The 17,414-nt window shown below is 65.2% G+C and carries 15 protein-coding genes and 1 pseudogene; 5 read left to right on the top strand and 11 right to left on the bottom strand.

All coding sequences use genetic code 11. From position 1 onward, the window contains the following. Window positions 1-29: 29 nt before the first annotated feature. A complete protein-coding gene (locus DIE29_RS07910) occupies window positions 30-1,196 on the top strand; it encodes a M20 aminoacylase family protein (protein WP_114649627.1) in 1,167 nt (388 codons plus the stop codon). A 16-nt stretch (window positions 1,197-1,212) separates the two neighbouring features. Beyond that, complete coding sequence (locus DIE29_RS07905) at window positions 1,213-3,702, top strand: ABC transporter permease (RefSeq protein WP_114649626.1); 2,490 nt, start codon at window positions 1,213-1,215, stop codon at window positions 3,700-3,702. A gap of 37 nt (window positions 3,703-3,739) precedes the next feature. Here the strand turns inward: DIE29_RS07905 and DIE29_RS07900 are convergent, their stop codons facing one another. After that, on the bottom strand, window positions 3,740-5,026 hold the full coding sequence (locus DIE29_RS07900) for an EAL domain-containing protein (protein ID WP_205409706.1): 1,287 nt from the start codon (window positions 5,024-5,026) through the stop codon (window positions 3,740-3,742). Between the two features lie 85 nt (window positions 5,027-5,111). Between DIE29_RS07900 and DIE29_RS07895 the strand changes: the two genes are divergently transcribed. Then, window positions 5,112-6,401 (top strand): DNA recombination protein RmuC, encoded by a 1,290-nt coding sequence (locus DIE29_RS07895; RefSeq protein WP_418333306.1) that lies wholly within the window; start codon window positions 5,112-5,114, stop codon window positions 6,399-6,401. Here the strand turns inward: DIE29_RS07895 and moaA are convergent. From moaA to DIE29_RS07875, 4 genes are all read right to left on the bottom strand, one after another. Further along, window positions 6,386-7,462, bottom strand: a complete 1,077-nt coding sequence (gene moaA, locus DIE29_RS07890) for a GTP 3',8-cyclase MoaA (RefSeq protein ID WP_102041609.1) — start codon at window positions 7,460-7,462, stop codon at window positions 6,386-6,388. The genes DIE29_RS07895 and moaA overlap by 16 nt on opposite strands. Before the next feature lie 100 nt (window positions 7,463-7,562). Further along, window positions 7,563-9,197, bottom strand: a complete 1,635-nt coding sequence (locus tag DIE29_RS07885) for an HDOD domain-containing protein (RefSeq protein WP_114649625.1) — start codon at window positions 9,195-9,197, stop codon at window positions 7,563-7,565. Window positions 9,198-9,200: 3 nt separating this feature from the next. Next, the gene (gene serB, locus DIE29_RS07880) at window positions 9,201-10,031 is read right to left on the bottom strand and encodes a phosphoserine phosphatase SerB (protein ID WP_102041611.1); all 831 of its coding nucleotides are present in this window, start codon (window positions 10,029-10,031) and stop codon (window positions 9,201-9,203) included. Next, complete coding sequence (locus DIE29_RS07875; protein WP_102041612.1) at window positions 10,028-11,107, bottom strand: 3-deoxy-7-phosphoheptulonate synthase; 1,080 nt, start codon at window positions 11,105-11,107, stop codon at window positions 10,028-10,030. The genes serB and DIE29_RS07875 overlap by 4 nt, the downstream gene beginning before the upstream one ends. A gap of 163 nt (window positions 11,108-11,270) precedes the next feature. Between DIE29_RS07875 and ylqF the strand changes: the two genes are divergently transcribed. Together ylqF and DIE29_RS07865 are read left to right on the top strand one after the other, a co-directional pair. Beyond that, the gene (ylqF, locus tag DIE29_RS07870) at window positions 11,271-12,188 is read left to right on the top strand and encodes a ribosome biogenesis GTPase YlqF (RefSeq protein WP_102041613.1); all 918 of its coding nucleotides are present in this window, start codon (window positions 11,271-11,273) and stop codon (window positions 12,186-12,188) included. Continuing rightward, a complete protein-coding gene (locus DIE29_RS07865) occupies window positions 12,181-12,402 on the top strand; it encodes a SlyX family protein (RefSeq protein WP_162860615.1) in 222 nt (73 codons plus the stop codon). The genes ylqF and DIE29_RS07865 overlap by 8 nt, the downstream gene beginning before the upstream one ends. Here the strand turns inward: DIE29_RS07865 and DIE29_RS07860 are convergent. The 6 genes and pseudogenes from DIE29_RS07860 to DIE29_RS07835 form a co-directional block, all read right to left on the bottom strand. After that, window positions 12,396-13,208: a DUF3656 domain-containing protein gene (locus DIE29_RS07860; protein WP_114649624.1), complete on the bottom strand. Its 813-nt coding sequence runs from the start codon at window positions 13,206-13,208 to the stop codon at window positions 12,396-12,398. The genes DIE29_RS07865 and DIE29_RS07860 overlap by 7 nt on opposite strands. Before the next feature lie 88 nt (window positions 13,209-13,296). Continuing rightward, the gene (locus DIE29_RS07855; RefSeq protein ID WP_043743033.1) at window positions 13,297-13,806 is read right to left on the bottom strand and encodes a hypothetical protein; all 510 of its coding nucleotides are present in this window, start codon (window positions 13,804-13,806) and stop codon (window positions 13,297-13,299) included. Next, on the bottom strand, window positions 13,806-15,263 hold the full coding sequence (tnpC, locus tag DIE29_RS07850; RefSeq protein WP_082047712.1) for an IS66 family transposase: 1,458 nt from the start codon (window positions 15,261-15,263) through the stop codon (window positions 13,806-13,808). The genes DIE29_RS07855 and tnpC overlap by 1 nt, the downstream gene beginning before the upstream one ends. A gap of 168 nt (window positions 15,264-15,431) precedes the next feature. After that, the gene (gene tnpB / locus DIE29_RS07845; RefSeq protein WP_043743036.1) at window positions 15,432-15,779 is read right to left on the bottom strand and encodes an IS66 family insertion sequence element accessory protein TnpB; all 348 of its coding nucleotides are present in this window, start codon (window positions 15,777-15,779) and stop codon (window positions 15,432-15,434) included. Continuing rightward, a complete protein-coding gene (gene tnpA / locus DIE29_RS07840; RefSeq protein WP_043743039.1) occupies window positions 15,776-16,171 on the bottom strand; it encodes an IS66 family insertion sequence element accessory protein TnpA in 396 nt (131 codons plus the stop codon). Before tnpA ends, tnpB begins: the two co-directional genes overlap by 4 nt. Window positions 16,172-16,283: 112 nt before the next feature. Next, window positions 16,284-17,396 (bottom strand): annotated as a pseudogene (locus DIE29_RS07835) (peptidase U32 family protein); the annotation flags it as partial. Between the last annotated feature and the right edge of the window lie 18 nt (window positions 17,397-17,414).

Genomic DNA, 17,414 nt, shown 5'->3' with positions numbered 1-17,414 from the left:
ATGCATGAATTGCCGTTGAGGCGCCAAGTATGATCGTCACAAAAGAGCTCCATCGGCGGCTGACCGCCATCCGCCGCGACATCCACGCGCACCCGGAACTTGCCTTCCAGGAGCAGCGCACCGCCGAACTGGTGGCTCGCCACCTGGAGGCGCTGGGCATCGAGGTCCATCGCGGCATCGGCCGCACCGGCGTGGTCGGCGTGCTGCGCGGCGGGCGCGGCCTGCGCGCCATCGGCCTGCGTGCCGACATGGACGCCTTGCCGATGGCCGAGCGCAACGAGTTTGCCCACAAATCGCGTCATGAGGGTTGCATGCACGCCTGCGGTCACGACGGCCACACCACCATGCTGCTGGGGGCGGCCGAAGTGCTGGCCGCGCAGCGCGATTTCGAAGGCACGGTGTATCTGATCTTCCAGCCCGCTGAAGAAGGCGAGGGCGGCGCGCGCGCGATGATCGACGACGGCCTGCTTGAACGTTTCCCGATGGAGGCGGTATTCGGCCTGCACAACTGGCCGGGCATGCCCGCCGGCCATTTCGCGGTGCATACCGGCCCGGTGATGGCCAGCGCCGACCGCTTCGACATCGAGATCCTCGGGCACGGCGCGCACGCCGCCATGCCGCATCTGGGCTGCGACCCGGTGGCGGCCGGCGCGGCACTGGTGCAGGCGGTGCAAACCATCGTCTCGCGCACCCTGGATCCGATCGACGCAGCCGTGGTGTCAGTCACCCAGTTCCACGCCGGCGAGGCCTACAACGTCATTCCCGACCGTGCGCAACTTGCCGGCACGGTGCGGGCTTTTTCCGAGGCGGTCGCGGCGTACATCGAAAAACGCCTGGGCGAACTGTGTGAGGGTATCGCCGCAGCCTTCGGGGTGAAGGTGGACTTGTGCTACCGGCGCGGCTACCCGCCGACCGTCAATACTGCGGCCGAGGCCGCGCTGTGCGCCGAGGTGGCGCGCGCGGTGGCCGGCGCGGAGGCGGTGCGCACCGATGCGCGGCCGAGCATGGGAGCGGAAGATTTCGCCTATTTCCTGCAGAAAAAACCCGGCGCCTACGTGTGGATTGGCAACGGCCCGGGCGAGGGCGGCTGCACCTTGCACAACCCCAATTACGACTTCAACGACGAGATCATCGTCCCCGGTGTGGCCTACTGGGTGGAACTCGTGCGTCGCATCCTGGGTCCGCTGAAGACCTGATCCGGCGCACCCGACCATGAACACCCTGAAACTCGCCTTTCGCATGATGCTGCGCGATCTGCGCGCCGGCGAACTGCATCTGCTCGGCCTGGCGATTTTGATCGCCGTGGCCAGCCTGACCAGCGTCGGTTTTTTAGCCGACCGCGTCGGCCGCGGTCTGGACCGCGAGGCCAATCAATTGCTCGGCGGCGATCTGCTGCTGCGTGCCGATCATCCCCTTCCGGCACAGTTCGCGGACGCTGCCCGCGCCCGTGGGCTGACCAGTGTCGGCACGGTGCTGTTGACCAGCATGGTCAGCAGTGCGGAACGCGCAGCGCTCGCCGGCGTGAAGGCGGTGGACGATGGTTACCCCTTGCGCGGCGCGGTACGCATCGCCCCCGGGCCCAATCAAGCGGATGCGGTGGCCGGCCGGGTCCCCGCGCCGGGCGAAATCTGGCTGGACGAGCGCCTGTTTGCCGAATTGGGCGTGAAGCTTGGCGACACCGTGGACCTGGGCCTGGTGGCGTTTCGCGTCGGTGGCATGGTGACCTTCGAATCCGACCGCGGGGCAAATTTTTTCAGCCTGCTGCCGCGCGCCATCTTCAACACCGCGGATCTTGAGGCCACCGGCCTGCTGGTCGAAGGCAGCCGCGCCACCTGGCGCCTGCATGTGGCCGGCAGTGCGCAGGATGTGGCCGCTTATGAGCGCTGGGTCAAGGATCGTCTGGGCGCCGGCGAGCGCCTGGAGAGCATCGACAATGCCCGTCCCGAGGTGCGTGCCGCGCTCGATCAGGCGCAGCGTTTTTTGCGTCTGGCGGCGCTATTGGCGGTCATTCTCGCTGCGGTCGCGGTGGGCTTGTCCGCGCGCCGCTTCATGGCCCGTCACCTGGATGGTTGTGCGGTGATGCGTTGTCTGGGTGCGGGGCAGAGGTTGCTGCTCGGCGTGTTCGTCGGTGAGTTTGTGCTCTTTGGCCTGATGGCGGCGTTGGCCGGCTGCGTACTCGGTTGGCTCACCCAGTTCGCCCTGGCCGGGATGCTGGCCGAGGTGGTCGCCACTGCGCTGCCCGCGCCCTCGCTGCTGCCGCTGGCGCACGGGCTGGCGGTCGGACTGGTGCTGCTGGTCGGTTTTGCCCTGCCGCAACTCCTGCGCCTGGGGGCGGTGCTCACGCTGCGCGTGCTGCGCCGCGAATTGGGCGCGGTGGCGCCGGCCAGCGGCATCGCTTGGTTGCTGGGTGCGGCGGCCTTGCTGGCCATTGTTTTGTGGATCGCCGGTCAATGGCGCCTGGGGTTGATGGTGGCCGGCGGCTTTGCGGTGGCGCTGGGCGGCTTTGCATTGGCCGCACGGCTGATGCTCGGTTGGGCTGCCCGGCTGCGTGCAGGTGGGCCGGCCGGGGGCTGGCGCTACGGTCTGGCGGCGCTCTCACGACGCATGGGCAGCAGCGTGATCCAGGCCACTGCGCTGGGCGTAGGACTGACCGCTTTGCTGCTGCTCACCTTGATCCGCGGCGATTTGCTGCAGACCTGGCGGCAGACTGCCCCGCCGGATGCGCCCAACCGTTTTGTCATCAATATCCAGCCCGACCAGCAAGACGGCATCCGTGCGGCGTTTCGTGCCGCCGGCCTGCCTGAGCCGGAGCTCAAACCGATGATCCGCGGACGTCTGAGCGCGATCAACGGCGAAGCGGTCGACCCGACACAGTATGAAGATACCCGCACACGGCGGCTGGCCGAACGCGAGTTCAATCTGTCCTACGATGCGCAGCTGCCACCAGGTAATGCGGTCAGTGCAGGCCGTTGGCATGGCGACGACGATTTGCCACAGTGGTCGGTGGAAGAGGGGCTGGCAAAAACCTTCTCACTGAAACTGGGCGATGTGGTGCGCTTCGAGGTTGCCGGCATGCCGGTGGAAGCACCGATCACCAGCATCCGCCGGCTGAAGTGGGATTCGATGCAAGTCAATTTTTTCTTTATCGCCTCACCGGGCTTGTTGAAGGACTACCCGGCCAGCCTGATCGCCAGCTTTTACCTGCCGCCCGAGCAGCACGACTTCAGTACCGCGCTGGTCAAGGCGTTTCCCAACCTCACCGTGATCGATATTGCCGCGGTGCTTGCCCAGGTACAGGCGATGATGGACAAACTGATCGTGGTGGTGCAGTTTGTCTTTGGCTTTTCGTTGGCAGCCGGTCTGGTGGTGTTGTTTGCCGCGGTGCAAGCCACCCATGACGAGCGCGAGTATGAACTGGCAATGCTGCGCACCCTGGGTGCGCGCAACCGCCAAGTGCGTCAGGCGCTGATTGCGGAATTCAGCATGCTCGGGGCGGTGGCCGGCGTGCTGGCCGGCGTCGGCGCCAGCGCCATCGGTTGGCTGCTGGCCGAGCAGGTTTTCCGCATCGACTATTTGCCGGGACTGCTGCCGGTAAGCGCCGGTGCCGCTTTGGGTGCGTTGGGGGTGCTGGCCGGTGGCTGGGCGGGCGTGCGCCGCTTGCTCGACCGCCCGCCGCTGGCTAGCCTGCGGGCCTTGGGCTGAAGACCATTGCGTTTGCGCAGCGGTAGCGGCCCGCGGATCAATCCCAGAGCACGTCACCGCAGAGCACCCGGCGCTGCCCATCGACCCGGTAGCAAATCGACACGGTCACGCACAGCACCGCGCTGGAGATGCACAAATAGGGGCGGGTGACGCAGACACGCCCGGGGCTTTCCAGGGCGCGGCGAAAATACGGGCGACGCGACCAGCGTGCGCGTGCAACATCGGTCTCGGGGGTGATGCCGGCGGCTCTGCGCTCGCCCTGCGCCGGGATGTTGCGACTGATCTGGAAACCCTGCTCGTCCAGGATATAGCAGCGCAGGGCGCCGGGCTGGCCGAGAAAAAGCTGCAACGCTTCGTCGGTGCTGCGCCGGTCGGCCAGCAACGCAGCAGCGTGGCCGATGGCATTCACATAGTCGTTGATGCGCGCGCGGTAGCGCCGCCGGTCTTCCGCTTCCGAGTTGTCGTAATCGGCCCACACCGTGTCGATGACCGCGACCGTGGGCGCCGCCTCCGGTGCCAGACCGCTGGGCCGGCCGAACAGATAGCCTTGGGCAAAATCCACATCGGCCGCCATGGCAATGCGGGCCTGCTCGGCTGTTTCGATGCCTTCGAGCAGCACCAGCGATCCGGCCTCATGCAAAAGCTCCACGATCTGCGGCAGCAGACGGCGGGCGCTTTCGTCGGCGGCTGCGCGCAGCGCGAAATCGCGGTCGAGTTTGACGATCTCCGGTTTGAGTCGCCACACCCGGTCGAAATTGGAATGCCCCGCGCCAAAGTCATCCAGTGCGACCCGGCAGCCCAGCTCACGCAGGTAGCGCACGCTGGCCTCGAAGGATGAATCGTCGGTCAGCGCATCTTCGGTAATTTCGATCACCAAGCGCTCGGGCGGCAAACAAAAAGCGGCGGCAGTCTCGCGCATGAAGCGGGCGCAGTCGGTCACCTGCATGCTGGCAAAGGCCAGCGGATGCATGTTGAGAAACAAATAGCCGTCGATGCCAAAGGCGGCCGCCTGGCCGATGTGCACATAGCGGCAACTGCGGTCCAGGCCGATCAGCTCCACGGCCGTATCGGCCTGGTGCAGCAGCGTCGGGGGCGGTACGGAGTGTCCGGCGGCGTCGGTGGCGCGGATCAGCCCTTCATAGCCCACCACCCGGCGATGGCTGAAGCTGACGATAGGCTGCAAGTGGCTGCAAAGACGATATCCCGCCCAGTCGATCGTCAGCCGCTGGTCGAGCCGCCTGGCGCGACCGTGCAGCGTGCTGAAATCGGGCAAGGCGCCGCCGCGTGGATGCACCGCGGGACTTGGCATGCTCATCAGTTCCATGGTTTTGCGCACTTCGTGTTGCACAGCAGCACACGATAGCGCAAACACTATAATTGCGCATGATCTGTTTCAGGAGCGGGATGTGTTGACCCACGATACGCCGTGGGCGGTGCTGGTGGCTGCGCTGGCGGTCGTCTGTGCGGGGTTTCTGTGGCTGTCAGTCAGCTTGCGGCAGGTGCGCCGGGAGTTGGCTGCGGCGCTGGAGGAGCGTCTGGCGGCGCGGGACGAAATGTTGCACCGCCAACATCGCGATGTGGCCGAGGCCATTGCCGGCCAGCGTCAGGACATGGCGGTGCGTCTGGCCGCGCTCAGCGCACAAATGGTCAATGCGCAAGAACGCCTGCGCGGCGATTTGCTCGGCCAGACCTTGAAGACACTCTCCGAACACGCCCGCGCCGACCGCGAACTCTTGGAAGCCGGCCTGCAGCGCGCCAGCGGGCAACTGAGCGGCAGCATCGAAGCGCTCACCCGTAGCGTCAATGAGCGCTTGGAGGCGATCGGTGGGCAGGTGAATCAGCGCCTGGATGAAGGCTTTCGCAAAACCAACGAAACCTTCGCGAATGTGATGGCGCGGCTGGCGACCATCGACGAGGCACAGAAAAAAATCGACGGGCTGACCACCAATGTGGTGAGTTTGCAGGAACTTTTGGGCGACAAAAAGGCGCGCGGCGCTTTTGGCGAAGTTCAACTGGAGGCGCTGGTGCGCAACAGTTTGCCGCCCGAAGCGCGCCTGTTCCAGGCCACGCTGCCCAATGGCACCCGGGTCGACTGTCTGTTACGCCTGCCGGAGCCGACCGGGCAGGTGGCGGTCGATGCCAAGTTTCCGCTGGAAAACTACCACCGCATGTTCGACGCTTCACTGGCCGAAGCCGATCGTCGCGCCGCGCAAACGGCTTTTCGCGCCGACGTCAAACGCCATATCGATGCGATTGCCGACAAATACATCATTCCAGGCGTCACCGCAGACGGCGCGGTGATGTTTCTGCCTGCCGAAGCGGTGTTTGCCGAGCTGCACGCCTACCACCCGGAAGTAGTGACCTATGCCCAGACACGCCGGGTGTGGATCGTGTCGCCAACCACGCTGATGGCGGTGCTCAATACCGCGCGCGCGGTGTTGAAAGACGTGGAGACCCGCAAGCAGATCCATGTCATCAAAGATGCCTTGGCGAAGCTTGCCGCGGACTTTCAGCGCTTCGACGAGCGCATGAATGCGCTGGCGCGCCATATCGAGCAAGCCGGCCGCGACGTTCAGGCGGTGCAGGTATCCAGCCGCAAAATCAGCGCGCATTTCAAGAAGATCGAATCCGCGCGGCTCGAAGAGGTTGACGCAGCCGGCCAAGCGCCTGCCGTGTCGGCGGCTCAACCGCCGATATAGGACATTTCGATCTTGCGCAGCGCCGCGGTGTGGGCGCTGCGGATTTCCGAGTAACGGTCCTCGCGCGCGGTCCACACCCGCGCGATGGCCGCATCCAGCGCTGCATCGTCCGCGCCGCTGCGCAGCAGGCCGCGCAGGTCGTGTCCATGTTGAGCAAACAGACAGGTATAGAGTTTGCCGTCGGTCGACAGGCGGATACGTGTGCAACTGGAACAAAAAGCCTGAGTGACCGAGGAAATCACGCCAATTTCGCCAGCGCCGTCCCGATAGCGCCAGCGCTCGGCCACCTCGCCTTGGTAATTGGGGTCCACCGGCTCCAGCGGGAAAACCTGGTCGATGCGCGCGATCACCTCGCGCGAAGGCAGCACTTCGTCCATCTTCCAGCCGTTCGAGGCGCCCACGTCCATGAACTCGATAAAGCGCAGGATGTGACCACTGCCGCGGAAATGGCGGGCGAGTTCGACGATGCCGTGATCGTTGGTGCCGCGTTTGATCACGGTGTTGATCTTGATCGGCGTAAGCCCCGCAGCCTGCGCCGCGGCGATGCCTTCGAGCACACGTTCGACCGCAAAATCGGCATCGTTCATGCGCCGGAAGGTGGCGTCATCGAGCGAATCGAGGCTGACCGTTACCCTGTGCAGGCCAGCGTCGGCCAGCGGGCGGGCGAGTTTGGGCAGCAGCACCCCGTTGGTGGTCAAGGTAAGCTCGACGCCGTCGAGCTTGGCCAGCATGCCGACCAAGCGCTCGATGTTTTTACGCAGCAGCGGCTCACCGCCGGTAATGCGGATTTTTTTCACGCCGCGGGCGGCGAACAAGCGCGCGACGCGGACGATTTCTTCAAAACTGAGCAGCTCGCGGCGAGGCAGAAAGGGGTAATCCTTGTCGAACACCTCCCGCGGCATGCAATAGACGCAGCGGAAATTGCAGCGGTCGGTGACCGAGATACGCAAATCATGGATCCGCCGCCCCCGGCGGTCATGCAGCAAGCTGCCCGGCGGCGGCAGGGGCGCTGGGTTCGGTGCGGTTTGAACGCCCGTTTGCTGGATGGGGATGACCTTCATTGGCGATCGCTACCGGAGCATATGGCGGGTATTCGCAAGAGCGCGCCGCCTAGGGTGCGATTATCGGCAGGCCCGTCGGTGCAGGCAAGCGGATGGGGTTTCATGCCCGCCGCGCGCCGGCTACCGCACCGGCCAAGCGGCTGAATTCCGCGCCCAGGGGGCGCGCCAACTGACGAAACAAGGCGTACTGCTCCTGGCTTAAGGGGTGTGCGCCCCCAGCATCGACCCATATGACCCCGAACGGGCGCTGAGCGGCATGCAAACTGGCCAGGAACATATCGCCCGCAGCGCTGAGCCGAACCATCGATGGCGGCCACTGGCTGCGTGCCGCCAATGCGTGGGGCGCGCTCAGATGCAGCGCACTGCCGGGGCGATGGTAGAGACGGGCGAACAGGTTGTCGTCGCACAAAGACGCGGTCAAAGTACGCACCTCCAGTGCCGGCGTAAAGCCGTGTGCGAAGCAGCCTACCAGGTAATCGCCGGAAGCGGCCTTGAGCATCAGCACACAACGGGCAAGCCCGATGCCTTGCGTCAGGGTACGCACCAGGGCGGGCATGAAACGACGCAAATCTCCAAAGGCGCCGGCGCGGCAATTGCACACAAAGGCTTCGACCAAGGCGGCGTCGGTCAATGTGCCGGTGCGTGATCGGGGGGCTGCCGCCAAAGCCGGCCCGCCAGTCTGTGTATGACTCGGCGCTGGCTCGGCGGGCGCCGACTGCGACCTGGGTATTTCGCGAAACGTCTGACTGGCGCTGGTGGCGGCAACCTTTCGGGCCGCGTTGGTGCGGCGTCGCACAGGCGGCCAAAAAAGCTGTTGGGCAGGGGTGAATACCCGCCCGGCCAGCACTGGCGCGCGGCTTGCCCGCACCGCTACCTGATGCGCGTCGGCAATGACCCGGTCGAGCGGCTGATGCAACACGGCGGAGACCGCTCGCATCAGGCTCAGGGTGCGCCGGCTGTACCAGCCATCGCACGCGCTCCAGGCCAATAGATGAGCCAGCATCGGAAACATGTTGCGCGAGCGCAGCCGTTGCGAAAGCGCCGCGGGTAGCGCCGGCGCAATGCTGCCTGTCCACGCATAGCGCGCAGCCTTGGCCAATAGCCGCGGATTCGGGGTCATGGCTTCGCCCAGCAGCGGATCGGCATTCAACCCGGCAGCACCGAGCAGCGTGCGATTGACCGCATCGATGCGGCAACCGAGCAACTCGCGTTCCACCCGGGCGCGGTGTTCGCCCGCGCGGGCGCGACGCTCGATTTGCAGATAGAGATCCGGGGCGGCCAGCGGCAGTTTCCAGCGCGCAAGTCCCAGGATCATCGCCGCCCATTGCAGGGATTCGCCGCGACCGCCGAGGTTGGCGCGGTCCCAATGTTCGACCAAGGCAGCGGCCAGGCGGCTGGTCGACAGCGCCTGCAAGGCTGCGCGGTGGGCCGGCCGTTGGTCGTTGAACAGCCGGTTCATGCGGCTGCGCACGAGTTGTTGGACGCGGTCGACGCCAAGCACGCCGAGGGCATGCTGCAAACCTTGGACCTCGCCTTGCAGCCGGGGCAGACGGGCCGCCATCAGGATGACATCGAGCGCCAGGGGCGGCTCGGCCAGCAACAGACGGCCCAGTTGCTGAATGGAGAGCCCGGGTTGCAGCAGCGCCTCAGAGGTGGCTGCGCCGCCGAACACCGGCAACTGGACCTGGGCGAGCGTTTCACGCCAGTGGTCCAGTGCGCCGGGCGCAGCGTTCATTGCTTAGTCCAAAACGTTGAGAATGCCGTCCAGACCGCTGTAGTCCAGGCAGCAGTCGGCGACTTCCCGCAGCACCGGTTTGGCGCGAAACGCCACCGCAAAACCGGCCTCGCGCAGCATGGGCAGGTCGTTAGCCCCGTCGCCTACGGCGATGGTTTGTTCGGCGCGCAAGCCAAGCGCTTGTCGTGCGCGCACCAGGTGGGCGGCCTTGGTGGCGGCGTCGACCACCGGACCGCAAAGCCGCCCGGTCAGCCGGCCGTCTTGCACCGCCAGCTCGTTTGCCCAGGCTTCATCGAAGCCCAGACGCTGCTTCAGGCGCTCGGTGAAATAGGTGAAGCCGCCCGAAACCAACACGGTATAGATACCGGCCTGCTTGAGCGTGCGCAGCAGACGTTCGGCTCCTGGGTTGAGCTTCAAGCGCTCTTCATACACTTCGGCGAGTGCTTCGACGCGCAGGCCGGCGAGTAAGCCCACCCGACGGGCGAGCGATTCGCAGAAATCGATTTCGCCGCGCATGGCCGCCTCGGTGATCTGTGCCACTTCATGCTTGAGGCCCTGAAGGTCGGCGATCTCGTCGATACACTCGATATCGATCAGGGTGGAATCCATGTCGGTGACAAAAAGCCCGAAATCGCTCAGCCGACGCCCCTCCGGTATCCAGGTGCAATCGAGCGCAGCGCGCGCACACATGGCGGCCACTTCATCATGCGCCTGGGCTTCGACCAGGCGGAAGGCGTTGGGGGTGATTTGTACGATGCTGCGCGCCGCGGTCAGCGTGGCGAGCGTCTTCAAAACATTGGCATCGACCTTGGGCCCTTGTACCACCAGGTTCATGCAGGCACACCCCGGCTGGGCAGCACCTCGCGCAAGACTGCGGCGGCGCTGTGGATCATTTCCACGGTAGTGTCCCAGCCGACACAGGCGTCGGTGACCGAGCAGCCATACTTGAGCTGCGACAGATCGGCCGGAATCGATTGGTTGCCCGCCTCGATGAAGCTTTCGATCATCAGCCCGACCACCGAACGGTTGCCCTCGCGGATCTGGTGAATCACGTCTTTCATGACCAGCGGCTGGAATTCGGCTTTCTTCCAAGAGTTGGCGTGCGAACAATCGACTACGATATTGACCGGCAGCTTGGCCTTGGCCAGCGCCTGCTCGGCCAGCGAAATCGATACGGTGTCGTAATTGGGCCGACCGCCGCCGCCGCGCAACACCACATGCCCCAGACGGTTGCCGCGGGTGCGCAAAATGGCCGATTGGCCGCGGCCGTTGATGCCCAGAAAACTGTGCGGGCGTGAGGCGGAAAGAATGGCATTGATGGCCACCTCCAGGTCGCCATCGGTGGCGTTTTTGAAGCCGACCGGGGTGGACAGGCCGGAGGCCATTTCTCGATGGGTTTGCGATTCCGAGGTACGTGCGCCAATGGCGGTCCAACTGATCAGGTCGCCGTAGTATTGCGGTGCGATCGGATCCAGCGCCTCGGTAGCGGTGGGCAGACCCAGTTCGCACACTTCCAGCAGAAAGCGGCGGGCTTTTTCCATGCCCTCGTCGATGCGGAAGGAATCGTCCATGTAAGGGTCGTTGATGAAACCCTTCCAGCCGGTCACGGTGCGTGGCTTTTCGAAATACACCCGCATGACCAGCACCATGGTGTCTGCGACTTCATCGGCCAACGCCTTGAGCCGGCGGGCGTAATCCAGTCCGGCCAGCGGATCGTGGATGGAGCAGGGGCCGACGACCACGAACAGGCGCTTGTCCTTGCGGTCCAGAATGTCGGTGAGCGCCCGGCGTCCGGCCAGCACGCTGGCGGCAGCGCGCTCGGTGAGCGGCACGCGCGCCTTGATCTCATCCGGCGACGGCATATGGTCGACGGCCACGATGTTGAGGTTTTCGGTCTGGGCGACAGACATGATGCGCTCCGCAGTGCAGCAAAGGAGGCCGATTGTAACCCGAACGCCCGCGGCAGCGCTTTTTGCTTGGGAGCCCAAAGGTGGTTTGCGCGTTGCGCGGCGCAGCAGGTGTTCATTGCTGCGATAATGCGCCCCTTGAAAAACGGATTTCCCCGGTTTGTCCATGTCCATCCAGTGGTTTCCCGGTCACATGGCCTCGGCGCGCAAAAAGGCCGCCGAGGCCATGGCGCGCACCGACGTGGTGATCGAGGTGCTCGATGCCCGCATCCCAGAAGCCAGTTGCAATCCAATGATCCGCGAACTGCGCGAATTCCGTCAGCGCCCTTGCTTGAAGTTGCTCAACAAGGCCGATCTTGCCGACCCGCAAGTCACCCGTGCCTGGCTGGCGTATTACGAGCGCCAAGGCGGCGTCAAAGCGGTGGCGCTGTCTTGCAAGAAGCCGGCCGATGTGGCCCGTATTCCACAGCTTGCGCAGGCGTTGGCACCGCACCGCAACGATCGCACCAAGCCCTTGCGGCTGATGATCATGGGTATTCCGAATGTGGGTAAATCGACGCTGATGAATGCACTGCTCAACCGCCGGGTGGCCAAGGTGGGCGATGAGCCGGCGGTGACCAAGTCGCAGCAAACCTTGGACCTTGGCGAGCACATGACGGTCACCGACACGCCGGGGATGATGTGGCCGAAAATCGTCCATGATGCGGACGGTTTCATGCTTGCCGCCTGTCATGCCATTGGCCGCAATGCAGTGATCGACGAACAGGTGGCAGCTTTTTTGGGCGATATTCTGCTGGCACGCTATCCGCGCGAACTGGCTGCCCGCTACAAATTCAAGCAATGGCCGGCCGACGGTCATGCGCTGGTCGAAGAGATTGCCCGCCGGCGCGGTTGCCTGATCAAAGGCGGCGGCTTGGATCTGGAAAAAGCCGCCGGTTTGCTGCTGACCGACTTTCGTGCCGGCGCAATCGGGCGGATCAGCCTGGAGACCCCGCAGACGCGTGCGCAGATGTTGGCCGCCGCAGCGCAGGCGCCGAGCGCGCTGCCCGCCGACGCCGATTGCGAGGAAGACGCCGATGCCTGAATCGGACCCGATCCAAGCCCGGCTGATCGAGTTGGAAAGCAAGCTGGCCTGGGCCGAGGATTTGCTCGACACGCTCAACATGACCGTCTTTCGCCAGCAACGGGAAATCGAACGGCTGCAAAAACAGGTGCTGGCGCTGGACGGGCAGGTGCGCAGCCTGGTTGCCATCGGCCAGCCGGCTTCTGTGCGCGACGAGATTCCGCCCCACTATTGAGCCGACCGGCTGCGGTAGAACTGCAGCGGCACGGCGGCGGCCTGCTTGAGCACGTTTTTCTTGATCCGTCCGACCACGTGCATTTCGCACGGCTTGCAGTCAAAGCGCAAGGTGAGCCGTTCGCTGCCATTGACCAACACCAGCGGTTCGGCGCGGATGGTGCCGGCCACCCCGGTGACGCCGGCGGTTTGTTTGGGACACAGACTCAGGCTGTAGCGCACACAGTGCTTGGTGATCATCAGGCTGACTTCACCGAGCTCCTCATGGCTTTCGAACGCAGCCTCGATGACCTTGACACCGTGGCGGGCGTAAAAGTCGCGTGCTTTGTGGTTGAAGACATTGGCCAGATAGCTGAGGCTGTCTTCCGGGTATGGCACCGGCGGCTCGATTGCGGTGGCGCGTGGCAGCCGCTGCCAGGCGGCGGCGCGGACCGCTTCGATGCGCTCGATTGCCTGACGACGTAATGCATTGACGGCCGCAGCGGGCAAAAACCAGGCGCGGGCAAGATCGATGTCGATCTGCTGGGCGTAGAAAATCGTATTGCCCAGTTTGCCGAGTTGTTCGCGCAGCATGGCTTTGGCACGGGCGGGGTCTTTGGCTGGCTCGAAGGGGTGCGCCAGCGTGGCGCTGGCGCGGTGGCCGTCTTCATCTTGCACCGCCAGCTTCAGCCCGTTGGCGGATTCAATAAGCCTCATCGACAGTCCGATGCGCCGTTCGGCGGACTTTTTCTCCAAAAGACGATCCCAGGCCGCATCGGTGTTGCGCGCGATCTCGGTGCCAACGCGCAAGTCTTTGAGCGGCGCCATGCCGTCGGCTGGCCACACACGCCAGCGCGCAAGCTGCGGATCTGCGTAACCGTCCGAGCGACCCCGTTCCCCGGCGGTGCCGAGGGCTTCAGAGGTCGACGACGTGCCTGAGCAGTCCGAACGACACGCGCCAGCCGGGCTCGTTCTCGCAGTCGACGCTGGCCGTCTTCTGATTGATGCGCACGATGGTGCCGATGCGCGTCTGCAGATGGCGATCCTCGAAGCTGACGCGATCGCCGACGCGGAAGTCCTCGCGGGTGGGACGTTGGGCGGGCTTGGCGGTTGGCACCTGAGGCGCGGCGCGGCTGTCGGCAGGGAGTTCGATCGCTGCATAGGGCAGCGTCCAGGTCGCACGGGTGGCGTCGTCCTGCACCGTGACTTGAGTGTCCTTCATCGCCACCACGGTGCCGCTTCGCAGTTGCAGTGCGGCACCCGGGGCTTTCCCGTCCACGAAACGCACCCGTTTCCCCAGGTTCAGATGCAGCCGGATCTGCACGATCCGCGACGGATCCGACATCAGACGCTCGATCACGCGCGACAGGTGGAACAGTTCGAGCGAGCTTGCGCGGTTGAGGGCTTCGAGGGTGGCGGGATCCATCAGGGCGCGGGCTTCCAGTTCATCGGCAGCAGTTCGTCGAGCCGGTCCATGCGGTGGCCGGGCAGGCGCGTGAGCACATCCTTCAGGTAGGCGTAGGGCTCAATGCCGTTCAACCGCGCCGTCTCGATCAGCGAGAGTGCCACGGCGGCGGCCCGTCCGCCACGTGGACTTCCGGCAAACAGCCAGTTCTTCCTCGAGATCGCCACCGGCCGCATCGCCCGCTCGGCGGTATTGTTGTCCGGCGCGAGCAGGCCACTGTCGGCAAACACGGTGAGCGCTGTCCAGTTCGACAGCGCGTAGGCAAACGCACGTCCCAGCGGCGAGCGCGGCAGCAGCGTCGGCTGGTGATGGGCGAGCCAACGGTGGAACGCGGTCAGCACCCGCCGGGTGCGCCCTTGGCGCACGCGCAGGCGTACGTCCGGGTCGGCCTCGGCCAGGCGACGCTCGATGCGGTAGATCAGCCCGATGAAGCGCAACGCGTCATCGGCCAGCCCGGGCGGCGCCCCCTTGGGGGCGGCCTTGATCACATCGAAGAACTTGCGCCGCACATGCGCCCAGCACGCCACATGGGTGACGCCCTCGCGGAAGCTGGCGTGGTAGCCGCTGTAGTCGTCGGCCTGCAGGTAGCCGCGCCACGCGCCCAGGATCCGGCGCGGATGCGTCCCGGATCGATCGGCCGTGAAGTCGTAGAGGGCGGCCGGAGCCACCTTGTGCCACTGACCCTCATCGTCCTTCTGTTGCCCGCCGGCCAGATAGACCCACATCCGGGCGGTGATCGTCTTGCCGGGGGCCTGAAGGGCCAGCGTGGTGTCGTCGGTGAAGATCACCGGGCTCGAGAGTACGTGGCGCTGCAGGGCCGGCATCAACACGGCGAGCAACTCGGTCGCATCGAGCACCCAGTCGCACAGCGTCTGACGTGACAGGGCAACGCCTTGGCGCGCAAAGATCCGCGACTGTCGCGCCAGCGGGCAGTGATCGAGGTATTTCGACACCATCACGTGGGCGAGCAGCCCGGCGCCGGCGTTGCTCCTGAGCAGCGGCGAGCCCTGGGCCGTAGCAGTGCGCACGGTACTGCGGCCGTCGGCGCTCTCGCAGCGGTACTTCAGGCGCACGTTCTGGATCACTTCGAGCCGGGCGGGGATGTACTCGAGCAACTCCGAGACCTCCTCGCCGATGCGCTCGAGCGAGGCGTAGCCGGCCTTCTCGGCATCGGAGAGGTCGTGCTCGACGCGCCGGCGCGGCAGATCCGGGCTGATCGCCGGCCGCCCGCCCTTGCGCCGGGTGTGAGCGCCGACCTCGCGCCGCTCCTCGGCCGGCACAGGGAACTGTACTGGGTCGGACCACAGTTCTGCCTGCCCGAGGTGGATCACCTCGCTGCGCGGCCCGAACAGGCGCCGCCGCAGCTCGACCAACTGGTGACGCAGGGTATCGAGCTGGGCGTCGAACTGCGCACGCATCGCCTGCATCTGCTGCCCCAGCTCGAGCACCAGATCCTGCAGCGGAGCAACCTCCGTGGGCAGGCTGGCGCGATCGATCGGGGCAGGCAGGTTCATGGGCCATGAGCATGCCAGCACCGGCACCTCGGGTGAATGCGGTGAATCACCGATTGCCCACGCGGCCGCGACTTACCCCACGACGCTGGCCGCCACCGGCGCCAGGCGGCGTGTCCGCGACAGATCGATACCATCGAGCCAGGCCAGCAACTCGCTCATCGCCAGGCCCTCAGCCGACAGCCGCGCGGGGTCGGTGAAACGCCCGCGCTCCAGGCGCTTGTACAGCACCCAGAACCCATGGCGGTCCCACACCAGCAGCTTGGCCTTGTCGCGGCGCCGACCGATGAACACGAACACCTGACCCGAGAGCGGGTTCATGCCCATGCAGCGCGACACGATCTGCGCGAGCCCATCGATCGACTTCCTCATGTCCACCGCTTCGCTATAGACGTGGGCGCGGATCGCCGAGGACAGGATCACGGCAGCCGCGCCAGCACGCGATCGAGCACCTGCCGCGCAGCCGCCCCGTGCAGGCGCAGCGTCATCGATTCGGGCAGCACGACTTCGATCTGCATCGCATCGACCTGCCCCGAGGAGGCTGGCTGCACGAGCGCGATGAACCGGCCGCCGGCTTCGCCCACTGCCGACCCTGCCTCGACAGCGGCCAGGCGGTTGATGCGGTGCCGGAACGTCGACAGCGCCAGGCCGGTGGCCTGGCAATACTGCGGAATGCTCAAGCCTTGCCGGCGCCGCTGCTGCTCATGCGAGCGCCAGAATGCATCGTCGCGATGCACGCGCCGCTGAACGCCCGCTTCGCCACGGTCCTGAGCCGGTGGTTCTTCCAGCGCCATCAGTCTGTCCTGCTCCATCATCGTCGCTCTCCTGAAGTGAATTCGGGAGCCGCAACGATCGGCGATTCAGCGCTGACCGGGAACTACGGGGTTGCTCGGACGGTTACGGATCTGCGCCCGCCGCAGGCAGACGTTCGACTTTGTTGGCGCGAAAGCCGATCAGCGTGCGTTGCAAATCGAAATAGGTCAGGCCATCGCCATTGGCCAGTTGCGCAGCACAAGCCAGCTCGAAATTGTCGTTTGCAATCGCTACTACCTCGCCCAGCGGCAGGCCGGCCCAGGTCGGTGCCTCGAACGCGCCAATGTCGGCTTGGCGGCCGTTGACGAAATAATCGGTGGCACCGCGGTTGTAGTTGCGCCGCGGGTCAGGCGTAAAGCCGTAGCGGCACCGCCCGCTGGAAGCTCGCGCCAGATCGGGGCGCTGGTCGAGGATGGCGTCGAGCAGTTGGCGGTAATGGGCGGTGATGTTTTTGACATAGCCCATGTCCTTGTAACGCCCTTCGATTTTGAAGCTGCGTACTCCGGCATCGATCAGCGCAGCCAAATTGGCCGCCTGGTCGTTGTCTTTGAGCGACAGTACATGCTGCTGATGGGCAATGATGCGCCCGGCCCGATCGACGACGTTGTAGGGCAGGCGACAGGCTTGCGAGCAGTCGCCGCGGTTGGCGCTGCGCCCGGTGTGGGCGTGGCTGATGTAGCACTGGCCGCTGTAGGCTACGCACAGCGCGCCGTGGATGAAAAACTCGATCACGCAGCGTGCCGGGTCGGTGGCGGCGCGGATGGCGCGGATCTGGGGCAGGGTAAGCTCTCGCGCCAGCACGATTTGGGAAAAGCCCACATCCTGCAAAAACCGTGCTTTTTCCGGTGTGCGGATATCGGTTTGGGTGCTGGCATGTAACTGAATGGGCGGCAGATCGAGTTCCAATAGCCCCATGTCCTGAACGATCAGCGCGTCGGCACCCATCTCGTAAAGCGCCCAGGCCATGCGCCGCGCTTGCTCCAGCTCATCGTCACGCAAAATGGTATTGAGCGTGACAAAGACCCGCGCATCGAAACGATGGGCATGACGCACCACGCGCTCGATGTCGGCCAGTGCGTTACCCGCCCCGGCGCGCGCGCCAAAAGCCGGTCCGCCGATATACACCGCATCCGCGCCATGATTGACCGCTTCGATGCCGATTTCGGCATTGCGGGCGGGGGCGAGCAGTTCAAGCTGGCTGTGGGGAATGCGGCGTTTTGAGGTCATGACTGCGGGCGGCGATCG

The sequence above is a fragment of the Pseudothauera hydrothermalis genome (genome assembly GCF_003345255.1).
GTDB classification, from domain to species: domain Bacteria; phylum Pseudomonadota; class Gammaproteobacteria; order Burkholderiales; family Rhodocyclaceae; genus Pseudothauera; species Pseudothauera hydrothermalis.
This window is presented reverse-complemented; position numbering and strand designations above follow the sequence as displayed.